9 protein-coding genes are annotated in these 12,126 nt (G+C 67.7%); 4 read left to right on the top strand and 5 right to left on the bottom strand.

Annotated features, from left to right (window positions below):
- Positions 1–5 precede the first annotated feature (5 nt).
- Positions 6–968 (bottom strand): SGNH/GDSL hydrolase family protein, encoded by a 963-nt coding sequence (locus IDF66_RS15985; RefSeq protein WP_190267705.1) that lies wholly within the window; start codon positions 966–968, stop codon positions 6–8.
- 87 nt (positions 969–1,055) lie between these two features.
- Between IDF66_RS15985 and IDF66_RS15980 the strand changes: the two genes are divergently transcribed.
- The 3 genes from IDF66_RS15980 to ilvA are packed head-to-tail and all read left to right on the top strand — an operon-like array spanning position 1,056 to position 4,866.
- On the top strand, positions 1,056–2,450 hold the full coding sequence (locus IDF66_RS15980; protein ID WP_190267704.1) for a cystathionine beta-synthase: 1,395 nt from the start codon (positions 1,056–1,058) through the stop codon (positions 2,448–2,450).
- Between the two features lie 11 nt (positions 2,451–2,461).
- Positions 2,462–3,634 (top strand): cystathionine gamma-synthase, encoded by a 1,173-nt coding sequence (locus IDF66_RS15975; protein WP_190267703.1) that lies wholly within the window; start codon positions 2,462–2,464, stop codon positions 3,632–3,634.
- Between the two features lie 32 nt (positions 3,635–3,666).
- Positions 3,667–4,866 carry a threonine ammonia-lyase gene (gene ilvA / locus IDF66_RS15970; RefSeq protein WP_190267702.1) on the top strand — a complete coding sequence of 400 codons (1,200 nt, stop codon included), beginning with the start codon at positions 3,667–3,669 and terminating at the stop codon, positions 4,864–4,866.
- Between the two features lie 168 nt (positions 4,867–5,034).
- Here the strand turns inward: ilvA and IDF66_RS15965 are convergent, their stop codons facing one another.
- Positions 5,035–5,547: an SRPBCC family protein gene (locus IDF66_RS15965; protein WP_164306964.1), complete on the bottom strand. Its 513-nt coding sequence runs from the start codon at positions 5,545–5,547 to the stop codon at positions 5,035–5,037.
- A 39-nt stretch (positions 5,548–5,586) separates the two neighbouring features.
- Between IDF66_RS15965 and IDF66_RS15960 the strand changes: the two genes are divergently transcribed.
- Positions 5,587–8,868 carry a BTAD domain-containing putative transcriptional regulator gene (locus IDF66_RS15960; RefSeq protein ID WP_190267701.1) on the top strand — a complete coding sequence of 1,094 codons (3,282 nt, stop codon included), beginning with the start codon at positions 5,587–5,589 and terminating at the stop codon, positions 8,866–8,868.
- Positions 8,869–8,877: 9 nt separating this feature from the next.
- Here IDF66_RS15960 and IDF66_RS15955 read toward each other — a convergent pair whose 3' ends face one another.
- Genes IDF66_RS15955 through IDF66_RS15945 form a run of 3 tightly spaced genes read right to left on the bottom strand, consistent with a single transcriptional unit; the run spans position 8,878 to position 12,109 of the window.
- Positions 8,878–9,717 carry an ABC transporter permease gene (locus tag IDF66_RS15955; protein WP_190267700.1) on the bottom strand — a complete coding sequence of 280 codons (840 nt, stop codon included), beginning with the start codon at positions 9,715–9,717 and terminating at the stop codon, positions 8,878–8,880.
- Entirely contained in the window at positions 9,717–10,712 is a 996-nt protein-coding gene (locus IDF66_RS15950; protein WP_190267699.1) for an ATP-binding cassette domain-containing protein, read from the bottom strand. Before IDF66_RS15950 ends, IDF66_RS15955 begins: the two co-directional genes overlap by 1 nt.
- A 56-nt stretch (positions 10,713–10,768) precedes the next feature.
- The gene (locus IDF66_RS15945; protein WP_190267698.1) at positions 10,769–12,109 is read right to left on the bottom strand and encodes a hypothetical protein; all 1,341 of its coding nucleotides are present in this window, start codon (positions 12,107–12,109) and stop codon (positions 10,769–10,771) included.
- Between the last annotated feature and the right edge of the window lie 17 nt (positions 12,110–12,126).

Here is a 12,126-nt window from a genome sequence, read left to right as displayed (position 1 = left end):
CCAGATTACCCCCTAGCAGTTGCTTGGTTCCCCGGCCGTCCCACCAGACGGCGAACCCTGCTGACCAGCCGATTCTGTTCGACCGCCTCAGAGACCTCGGGCGGCTGTGGCAGCGGCGCCGGTCCCCACTCGCCGATCGCCTCGAGCACCTCGGGGATCAGGATGTCGGCGGCGAGCGCATATCCGGCGGCAGACGGGTGGTACTGGTCCGGTGAGAACATGTGTTCCGGCTTGGCCAGGAACTCCTTGGCGAGGAGGTCGGCCATCGGTACCGGGCGGCCACCGGCCGCACGCACTGCGCCGCGCTGCGCCGCGGCGAGCTGCAGACCCCAGCGGCGCAACACAGACCGAAGGGGTTGCGGGATGGCGGTGATCACGCCGAAGTCGGGGCACGTCCCGACGACGACCTCGGCACCGTTCTCCTTGAGGAGGGTGACGGCCTCGCCGAGTCGCTTGGCCGACGACCGGATGCCATTGGTGGCCGTGACGTCATTGGCGCCGATCAGGATCACCGCCACATCGGGTCGTTCGCGCGTGATGAGCATGGCGTCGACCTGTGCCTCCAGGCCCTTCGACGTGGCACCGACGATGGCCTTGTTGGCGTATCGCACGATCTTGCCGGTCTCCGCGGCCACCCGTCGGGCCAGCAACACGCCAGGTGTCTGATCGGCGGTCTCGGCGCCGAGACCCGCGGCGGTCGAATCGCCGAAGACGACGAGGTAGACGTCCACCGATGTGCCCCGGGCGGGACGATGCGGCCCGGTCCCGTCCGGCAGGTAGATGCCGTCGCCGTTGGGGGCGTCGTCGGTGCGATGGGGTATCACCGTGCGTGCCTCGGTGGCCTGACCGTTCAGGTAGTTGTATGCCGCCCACGACGCGCCGGCGCTGGCCGCGGTGGCCGCGACGGTCGCGCCGACCTCACGCAGCAGTCGGTTGTTGTCCACGGCGACCCGGCCACTCGAATCCATGTGACTCCAATTCGGACACGGCAGCCAGCTTAGTCGGAGTTTCACTCCGGGTTCGATCCGATTCCGGACCTCTGGGACCATGGTCGTATGCGAATCGCTGATCATGTCGTGGACCTGGTGGGCAACACCCCGTTGGTCAAGCTCAACTCGGTGACCAACCCCGGTTCGGGCCTGGTCGCGGCCAAGCTCGAATACCTCAACCCCGGTGGCAGCAGCAAGGACCGGATCGCCGTCCGGATGGTCGAGGCCGCCGAGCAGTCCGGGGCGTTGCCGCCCGGCGGCACGATCGTCGAGCCGACCTCGGGCAACACCGGCGTCGGTCTGGCATTGGTGGCACAGCAGCGCGGCTACAAATGCGTGTTCGTGTGCCCGGACAAGGTCGGCGAGGACAAGCGCAACGTGCTCCGCGCCTACGGGGCCGAGGTGGTGGTGTGCCCGACCGCGGTGCCGCCGGATCACCCCGACAGCTACTACAGCGTCTCGGACCGGCTCGTGCGGGAGATCGAGGGTGCCTGGAAGCCCGACCAGTACTCGAATCCGGCCGGGCCGCAGAGCCACTACGAGACCACCGGCCCGGAGATCTGGGCGGACACCGAGGGCAAGATCACCCATTTCGTGGCCGGCGTCGGCACCGGGGGCACCATCACCGGAACCGGCCGCTACCTCAAAGAGGTCTCCGACGGCGCGGTGAAGGTCGTCGGCGTCGACCCGGAGGGCTCGGTCTACTCGGGCGGCACCGGCCGCCCATATCTCGTCGAGGGTGTCGGCGAGGATTTCTGGCCGTCCGCGTACGACCCGTCGATCCCCGACGAGATCATCGCGGTGTCCGATGCCGACTCGTTCGACATGACGCGTCGGCTCGCTCGCGAGGAGGGCCTGCTGGTCGGCGGCTCTTGCGGAATGGCCGTGGTGGCCGCGCTGCAGGTCGCCGAACGCGAAGGCCCCGACGCGGTCGTCGTCGTGTTGCTGCCCGACGGTGGCCGCGGCTATCTGGGCAAGATCTTCAACGACAGATGGATGAGCAGTTACGGCTTCCTCCGGTCCCCGCTCGACGGCAAGGCAAAGGAGCCGCTCGTCGGGGACGTGTTGCGCGGCAAGGCCGGAGCGTTGCCGGATCTGGTTCACACCCATCCGTCCGAGACGCTGAGGGATGCCATCGAGATCCTTCGCGAGTACGGCGTCTCCCAGATGCCGGTCGTCGGGGCCGAGCCCCCGGTGATGGCCGGTGAGGTCGCCGGCGCGGTCACCGAGCGAGACCTGTTGGGTGCGGTCTTCGAGGGCCGCGCCAGTCTGGCCGACCCGGTGTCGGCCCACATGGGTGATCCGTTCCCGCTGATCGGATCCGGCGAGCCGGTGTCGGCGGCCACCAAGGTGCTTTCGGAGTCGGATGCCCTCATGGTGGTGGAGGACGGTAAGCCCATCGGTGTCATCACCCGCCACGACCTGCTGGCCTTCGTCAGCAGCAACCCCATCGTCGGATAGGAAGTCGAGCCATGAGCGAGAAGCGCAGTGCCGCGGATTCGACCCGCTGGCAAGGATTTTCCACCCAGGCGATCCACGCAGGATACGATCCGGATCGGCAAACCGGTGCCGTGAACGTGCCGATCTACGCCAGTTCGACGTTCGCTCAGGACGGTGTGGGTGGCCTCCGCGACGGATTCGAATATGCCCGGACGGGTAATCCGACGCGGCGCGTCCTCGAGGCCAACATCGCTGCGCTCGAACGTGGCGAGTACGGACGTGGCTTCGCCTCGGGGATGGCCGCGACCGACGCGCTGCTGCGCGCGACGCTTCGACCCGGCGACCATCTGGTGATCCCCAACGACGCCTACGGGGGCACGTTCCGCCTCATCGACAAGGTGTTCTCCCAGTGGGGGATCACGTACTCGGCGGCGCCGGTGTCCGATGTCGACGCGGTTCGGGCGGCCATCACGCCCGCCACCAAGCTGGTCTGGATCGAGACCCCGACGAATCCGCTGCTGAACGTCGGCGACATCGAGGCGCTCGCCGCGGTGGCGCACGAGGCCGGCGCCAAGCTGGTGGTGGACAACACCTTTGCGTCGCCCTACCTGCAGCAGCCGATCACGCTGGGTGCCGATGTGGTGCTGCATTCGACGACCAAGTATCTGGGCGGACACTCCGATGTGGTCGGCGGCGCACTGGTCACCAACAGCGAGGAACTCGACGACGCGGTGGCGTTCCTCCAGAACGGCGCAGGTGCGGTGCCGGGCCCGTTCGACGCCTACCTCACCATGCGCGGCATCAAGACCCTGGCGGTCCGAATGGACCGGCACAGCGACAACGCCGAACGCGTCGTCGACTACCTGTCGTCGCATCCCAAGATCGATTCGGTGCTCTACCCGGGCCTGCCGGAGCACCCCGGACACGTGGTCGCGGCCAAGCAGATGCGGCGGTTCGGCGGCATGGTGTCGGTCCGGGTCAAGGGCGGACAGGTTGCCGCGCAGGAGTTCTGCGCGCGGACCGAGGTGTTCACCCTCGCCGAGTCGCTCGGTGGCATCGAGTCGTTGATCGAGCATCCCGGCGCCATGACCCACGCGTCGACGGCCGGCTCGCTGCTCGAGGTCCCGGCCGATCTGGTGCGCCTCTCGGTGGGCATCGAGGACATCGCCGATCTCCTCGGCGACCTCGAAAACGCGTTGGGCTGACGTCGGACGGCCCAGGGCCGATACTGGCGAACATGCTCCTCACCTCCGCCGAGATCGACGATGCAGGACAGGCCCTGTCCGGTGTCATGCGCCGCACCCCGATGGTGGCCTCGCGTGTGCTGTCGGAACGGATCGGGTGCGAGGTCTGGCTGAAATGCGAGAACCTCCAGCGCACGGGGTCGTTCAAACCACGCGGTGCCTACCTGCGCATCTCCCGCCTGTCGGCGGAGGAACGGTCTCGTGGTGTGGTCGCGGCCAGCGCCGGAAATCACGCCCAGGGCGTCGCGTGGTCGGCAGGCACACTCGGCATCACCGCCCGCGTCTACATGCCACGCGGTGCAGCGCTGCCCAAGGTCGCGGCGACGAAAGCCTATGGCGCCGAAGTGGTCCTCGAGGGTTCGACCGTCGACGAGGCGCTCGTCGCGGCGCGGCGGTTCGCCGACGAGACAGGCGCGGTGCTGGTGCATCCTTTCGATCACCCCGACATCGTGGCAGGCCAGGCGACCGTCGGGACCGAGATCCTGACCCAGATACCCGACGTCGACGCCATCGTCGTCCCCCTCGGTGGGGGAGGCCTGCTGGCCGGGGTCGCGGCGGCCGTGAAGGCACGGCGCCCCGAGGTCACCGTCATCGGAGTGCAGGCCGCGCAGGCCGCGGCCTGGCCGCGATCTCTCGCCGAGGGCCATCCGGTTGCGGCCGCATCGATGAACACGATGGCCGACGGCATCGCCGTGGCGATGCCCGGAGACGTCCCGTTCGCGCACATCAGTGAGCTGGTGGATTCGGTGGTCACCGTCAGCGAGGAATCACTGAGCACGGCCCTGCTGCTGATGCTCGAACGAGCGAAGCTGGTGGTCGAGCCGGCCGGGGCGGCCGCGGTCGCCGCAGTGACGGCCGGTGGCCTCGAGTTGTCGGGCAAGGTGTGCGTCATCGTGTCCGGCGGCAACATCGATCCGTTGCTGCTGAGTCATGTCACGACGCATGGGCTGACCGCCGCAGGCCGGTTCCTGACAGTCACCGCAACCGTCTCCGACCGTCCGGGCGGGTTGATCGCCCTGCTGGAACTGCTCCGCGACCGTGGGGCCAGTGTCGTCGATGTGGTGCACTCCCGGGTGGCCGACGACCTCTACCTCGACGAGGTCCAGGTGACCGTCAGCGTCGAGACCAGGGGACCCGAACACCAGCGCGAGGTGCGGCGCGCGCTCTCGGAGTCGGGCTTCCTCCGCGAGTGAGACACGCACTACCCGACAGCAACCGAAACCTCGCCGACGGCAACCGAGATCCCGCCGACGGCAACCGGAGACTCGGCGTCGGCACCAGGTGATCACGCGTCGGGAGGCCCGGCTCGCGCGATCGCGGTGCTCTCGGCGGGGAACCGGTTGCTGTCGGGGGGCCGCCCGTCAGGACTGCGGCGTCAGTTTCGCGAAATGCCGCACCGTGTCGGTTTCGACCGTTTTGAACACGGTCGATGCGGTGGGGCCCGAGAACGCGGTGACCGCCTTCGCCGAGGTGGAGAGCTCCAAGGCGAAGGACCAGACGAGTCGGCACCCGACCTCGGCCTGCCGTACCTCGGTGAGTTCTCCGAACTTCTTGAGACCCGGCGTCGACGCGGACACGGCGTAGAAGGCATTGCGGTATTGTCCGGCGGCCTCGTCCTCGTCCCAGACGAAGAAGTGTTCCGACAGCCCGGCCACCCCGAGTGATGCCTTGCGGGTGGTGTCGACGCCGTACGGCGGCGGCGACGTGAACTCGATGGATTTGATTGCGCGACACCAATCGAGCGTGTTCTGCCTGGTGAACTCGGCCCACGCGCGCTGCGGCGTCACGGGGAGGTTCACGTCCATGCGGTAGGTGATCGGTGCGGACTCGAAGAAGTCGAGGTCGATGGCCTCGAGAGGGTAACTGCGCGCCATGGTTCCATTCATACACGTGCGTGGCGCTAACCTGACTGGGTGTCCGCGTCCGAGAACATCACCGTGATCGGCCTGCTGGGGCCGGTCGCCGTGGGGCGAGGGTGTGCCGATCCGGATGACCTGGTGGCCGTCCCAGGGGTGCGTGCCCGTCGCCTCCTCGCCTCGCTGGCGCTGGCGGACGGTCGGACCCGGTCGGCCGAGCGACTGATCTCCGACGTCTGGGGTGATGATCCGCCGCGGTCGCCGATGCCGGCCCTGCACACCCAGATCTCGCGGCTGCGCCCCCTGCTCGGCCCCGGCCGACTCGAAGGTGTCGGCAACGGTTATCGCCTGGTGGGGTGTCGCACAGATATCGAGATCGTCGCCGACCTCATCGACGACGGCGGCCCAGAGGCGCTCGACGCGGCGACCCGATGGTGGCGGGGCGTGCCGGGCGACGATCTCGACGACGACGGGTCCTTCGGTCTCGACGCCGACGTCCGGACGCGGGCGGATCGGCAGCGAGACGCACTCGATCAGCGTCGCGTCGGTGTGGCGTTGGCTTCAGGGGATTTCTCGACGGCCCGCGAGATCGCCGACAGGCGTTGTCGGGCAGACCCGTTGGACGAGTCCGCGCACATCGATCTCATGCGTGCATTGGCGGGCGAGGGGCGGACCGCCGACGCCTTGTCGGTGTTCGCGCGCCTCCGCCGGGAACTGTCGGAACAGCTGGGTGTGGACCCCGGTCCCCAGGCCGTCGCGGTGAACGCCGAACTCCTTGCCGCCGAGCGTGGCTCGACATCGGCCGGGCGCGCGGAGGATACCGCTGCCCACGCGCCTGCACGGCAACGCGGCCGGACTGTCGGGCTGGTCGGCGACGCGTCGGACCTGATCGGCCGCGACGACGACATCGCCACCATCGTGGGCCTTTTCGACGCACATCGGCTGGTGACCATTCAGGGACCGGGTGGGGTGGGCAAGACACGGGTCGCGCACCGGGTCGGCGACGACCTGGCCGAATCGGGGCGCCCGGTGTTCTACGTCCCACTCGCGCCGGTCCGCAACGACGACGACGTGGTCGCATCCATCGCGGCGTCGCTGGGGGTCGGTGAGACGGAGGTCGGTGCAGGCGCACGTCCCCGCGTCGCGGTGGGGGATCTGGCCGATCGACTGGTCGACGCGGTACGGGGGCAGCGTGCCGTCATCATCCTCGACAACTGCGAGCAGGTCATCGAGCGGTGTGCGCGCGTGGCCGCGGACCTACTGGCCGCAGAGCCCCAGTTGTCCATTCTGACCACGAGCCGCTCTCCGCTGATGCTTGCCGCCGAACGGATCTACCTGCTCCCGGTTCTCGATGTGGGAGTGCGCGGTTCAGCCGTCGAACTCTTCGAACGGCGCGCCCTGGCGATCCGTCCCGACGCGCAACTGCCTCGGGCCGAGGTCGCCGAACTCTGCAGGCACCTCGACGGTCTCCCGTTGGCCATCGAACTCGCCGCGGCCCGGATCCGTGTCATGACTGTGGGTGAGATCTCGAGGAGACTCGAGGAGCGGTTTGCGCTGTTGCGCGGCAACGATCGGACTGCCCCCGATCGCCATCGGACCCTGTACGCGGTCATCGAATGGAGTTGGGACCTGCTCGACCCGGACGCGCAGTCCGCCTGGCGTCGCCTGTGCCGGTTTCCCGCCGGTTTCACCACCGCGGCCGCCGCGGTGGTGGTGGGTCAGAGCGGATTCCGGCTCGACGACACCCTCGAGGCACTGGTGAATCAGTCGTTGCTCACGGTGGCGGAGACCGACGGTCACATCCGATACCGCATGTTGGAGATGGTCCGCGAGTTCGGTGAGGGAAAGCTCGTCGAGACCGACGACGGCGCGGAGTCCGACGCCGTCGACCGGGCGATGGCCGGCTGGGCGCGTGAGTTCGCCGAGGCCGCGGAGGCCAGATACGACGTGGCGGTCGACGAAGGGCTGTTCGCCTCGATCGCGGTGGAACTGGACAATCTGGTGTGGGTCCTGCGTCGGTGCGTGACGCTCGCCGGCCAGTGCGGCGACCGGTACGGCGTCGATACCATCGTCACGCTCTTTCCGGTGTTGAGCGGTTTCTGGATGGTCCGCGGTCTCCACGGAGAGGTGATGTCGTGGGGTTCGCGACTTTTCGCCGTGCTGCCGAAACCGTCGTCGGATCTCGACGATGCCGAACGTCGACGATGGCAGTTCACCGTGCTCGCCTCGATGGGCCACCTGATGGTTCGCCGTGAGTACCGGGGAGTGGCCATCGGCCGGTTCTACCTGCGACGGTTGCACCATCCGGACCGCGTGTTCGACGAGCCGATGGACCTGCTGTCGGCGTGTGTACTCAGTCGCACCCCGCAGGCCGCGATGCGGCTCGTCGCACGGGGCGCGCGGGTCGACGATGAACAGGTGCGGGTGATGGCGCTGTCGATCCGGATGAACGCACGGGAGAACTTCGGCGATCTCGACATGGCCTTGGCCGATGCCCTTGTACTGCGCGACATCTCGCGACGACGTAACAATTCGTGGATGTCCGGGATGGCGCAGGTGGGGATCGGCAGCCTGTACGGTCAGCGCGCCGAGTGGGAGGAGGCGGTGCCCTTCTACCGGAATGGCATCGTCGATCTGATGCGGCTCGGATCCCGGGACGACGAACTGCAGACGCGGTGCTATCTGTCCGCGACCCTGGTCGCGCTGGGTCGGCTCGATGAGGCCGACCGCGAGTTGGCCGTGGTCACCGAGGGCTGGACTCCCGACGATCCGGATCCGCAGGGCAATCCGGAGGTGGTCGGCGCGATGATGATCGGCTACGCCGAGCTGGCACACGCCCGCGGACGCGAGGAGATTGCCGTGGAGACATTCTGCCGCGCAGCCGATCTCATCAAGTCCAACCATCCGATCGGTGCGCAGGACCCGGGGATGGTGATGCTCATCAGTGCCGCCGTGGCCGGCATCGTCCGCGGCGGCGAGCTGCCTCGTGCCCGGGAATTCTTGTCCCTGCTCGCCGACGGGGTGAGCGAGACGTTCGGAACGGTCGGCTGGCAGGATCAGCCGCAGGCCGGTGCGATGGCGATGGTCGCCGGCTATGTGCTGTGCGAATCCGAGCGTGACGATCCCGATGGCCCGTGGCTGCTTGTGCTGTCTCGGAGACTGGGTGCCCGGCAGGACTATCCGTCGCTGTACCAAGTCCATTCCAGAATGGCGGAGATCGCCGGAATGAATGCCGCACAGTGGGATTCGCTGGCGGCAGAGGCGGAAAAGTACTCGCGACGCCAGGCGATGGACGAGGTCCGGAACCGCCTGGCGCCGCGCACCAGTGCACAGAGTTGAGTTGGCAGATCAGGTGTTGCGCATGTACGCCCGCACCGCGAGCGGGGCGAAGACCGCGGTGACCACGACGGCGCCGACAAGTGCGTACACGACGTGGATGCCGACATGCCCGTTGGCGGTGAGTTCACGCACGGCCGACACCAGTTGGCTGATCGGATTGACCTTGACGAACGCCTGCAGCCAGCCGGGCATCGTGTCCACCGGGACGAATGCATTCGACATGAAGGTCAGCGGGAACAAGATGAGCATCGAGATGCCCTGTACCGCAGAGGCCTTGCTCATCAGGCAGCCCATCAGGGCGAAGACCCACGACACCGCAAAGCTGCAGACGATCACCAGCGCAGCGGCGCCGATCGTGCCCACGGCGTCCGGTCGCCAGCCCATGATCAACCCCATCACGATGGTCAGCGTGGTCGCGATGAAATAGCGGATCATGTCGGCGAGCAGTGCGCCTGCAAGCGGACTGATCCGGGCGATCGGCAACGACCGGAACCGGTCGAACACGCCCTTGTCCATGTCCTCGCGCAACTGGGTGCCGGTGACGATCGACGTGGTGATCACGGTCTGCACCATGATGCCGGGAATGATGACCGGTAGATAGGCGCTGATGTTCCCGCTGATCGCGCCACCGAAGATGTAGGTGAACATCAGGGTGAAGATGATCGGTTGCAGCGTCACGTCGAACAGCTGCTCGGGGTTGTGACGGATCTTCAACACGCCCCGGTAGGCCATGGAGAAGGACTGTCGGACGGTTTCGGCGAGGCCGATCGACCGTTTGGCCACGGGGCGAGCGTCCTTGGTGGTGATCGCGGTCGACGCCGGGCCGCGGTCGATGGTTGTGGTGGTCATCAGGCCACCTCCTCTTGGATGGTGTCGGTGTCGGTCTGATCGTCGGCAGGCCGGCCGGTGATGGTGAGGAAGACCTCGTCGAGGCTCGGCTTCTGGACGTTGATCTCATCGATGGCGATCTGGTTCTCGCGCAATGCGATCAGGACGTCCGGCACCAGATCCGGTTTCTGCAGACCGACGGAGACACGGGCGGCCTCGGGGCTCAGGGTCGCGGTCTCGCCGAGTACCGACTCGACGATCTGGCATACGTGCTGTGCGTCTGTCCGGTTCACCGGGACCAGTTGCAACGTGCTGGCACCGACGGACTGCTTGAGTTCGTCGGCGGTTCCGTCGGCGACCACGATTCCGTGGTCGATCACGGCGATGCGGTCGGCGAGTTGGTCGGCCTCATCGAGGTACTGCGTGGTGAGCAAGACGGTCGCGCCCTGCTTCACGAGGTTGCGGATGGTCTCCCACATCTGGGCGCGGGTACGCGGGTCGAGGCCGGTGGTCGGCTCGTCGAGGAACAACAGAGGTGGCGTGTCGATGAGGCTCGCCGCCAGATCGAGGCGTCGCCGCATACCGCCGGAGAAGTTCTTCAGTGGCCGATCGGCGGCCTCGGTGAGGGCGAATTCCTCGAGCAGTTCGTCGGCCCGGGAGCGCGCCGCAGGTCGCGACAGGCCCAGCAGCCGACCGAACAGGACGAGGTTCTGTGTGGCGGTGAGGTCCTCGTCGACCGAGGCGTACTGGCCCGTGACGCCGACGAGGGAACGGACCGCTACGGCGTCGTCGACGACGTCGTAGCCGAAGACGGTCGCGTGGCCCGCGTCGGGGCGCAGCAGCGTGGCGAGCATGCTCACCGTGGTGGTCTTCCCGGCCCCGTTCGGGCCGAGTACGCCGTACACCGAACCGGTGGGGACGGCCAGATCCACGCCGTTGACGGCGCGGGTCGATCCGAAGTGTTTGACCAGCCCATGCGCATCGATCGCCAGGCCGGCCGAGGTGGTTGTTGTCATGCCGCTGAGAGTGCCCGGTGCCGCTGTCGTGGGTCTTACACTGGCTTGCGCGCCGTTTACAACGGCTGGATGGCCGCTGACGTGGGTCGACGCCGTGAGCGTTCGGAATGATTCGATTCGGCGCGCCGGGGTGCGACGGACTGGAGTTCGGCGCGCTGGGGTTCGGCGCGCGGGGGTTCGACCCTCGGGGGTTCGACAACGCCGGGTTCGGCAGGGCGGGCTTCGGCACGGTGAGCGATGTAGGCCAGGCCGAACAGCAACATCGGGATCAGCAGGTAGCCGAACCGGCCGACCGGCGCGAGCAGGAAGAAGCACGAGAAACCCGCGCCGATGAAGGTGGCTGCGGCGGCGAAGGTGGCCGGCGGCCGGCGAACGAGGCATGTCGACAACACCACGGCACACACCACCAGCAGTGCCATGTCGGCGATACGGCCCGCCGGGCCGAGCGATGCGATGAGCACCCCGGGCATGGGGCTCCGGGCGGGTGTCGGGGTGCTGCCATGGCCGGTGGGGAACTCGATGACCTGAGCGATCGTGTCCGAGAGGGACAGAACGGCCGGGATGACGAAAACTGCCGACGCGGCCACGAAGAACGCGACGAAGCGAGCCGCGACGACCCGGCCGTAGCGGGTGATCAACAGCGCCAAGATGATCGGCAGGCTGAGCAGCGCCACCCATTTGATCGCGAAAGCGGCGGCGATGAACACCGCTCCCAGCGCGGGACGACGGGTGGCGGCGAGTGCGAGTCCCAGCAGGAGGAAACCGGCGAGTGGGAGGTCGACACCGCTCGCGCACATCTCCAGGGCGATCGTCGGCGATGCGACCAACAGGATCGCGGCACTGGTCGCCCATCCCGACCGCGCGCGGAGCACACGCATCGAGCCCCAGACGCCACCGATTGCGATTGCCGCACACCAGATGCGCGGATCCCCGACGACATTCCACGCGCTCTGCGGATCGATGCCGGAGCGCGCCATGAGAGCTCCGGGGATGCCGAACAGCGCCATCACCGGTAGGTAGGGGTTGATGTCGGCAAGGACGGTGGCGTGGTGGACGTACGGGATTCCGCTGGTGATCAGCAAATCACCGGACCGCGAGATGACACCGACCTCGTCCTGCATCTGGTGGTGGCCGTTGAGCAGCATCACGAACGGCACGACGAGCGCGCCGGTGACCGCGGCGATGCGGGCGAGGCGACCGCGCCGGGTACCGGTCGGCAGGGGTGCGATCGAGATGAGAGCTGCGACGCTGTAGCCGATGACGGCCGAATGCGCCCAGGTGATGTGGGCGTCGAGGCCCGAGATCCGGAACAGGAAGAACGCGCCGGCGCCGAACACGAGGTAGGCGACGGCCTCGACATGATGCCGCCGCACCTGTGGGTGCTTCCGTAAACCCACGATGACCATTCGCTTGC

It is taken from the genome of Gordonia hankookensis, from assembly GCF_014673215.1.
Lineage (GTDB): Bacteria > Actinomycetota > Actinomycetes > Mycobacteriales > Mycobacteriaceae > Gordonia > Gordonia hankookensis.
Note: the sequence above shows the minus strand (reverse complement) of the source record. Positions and strands in the feature narration are given on the sequence as shown.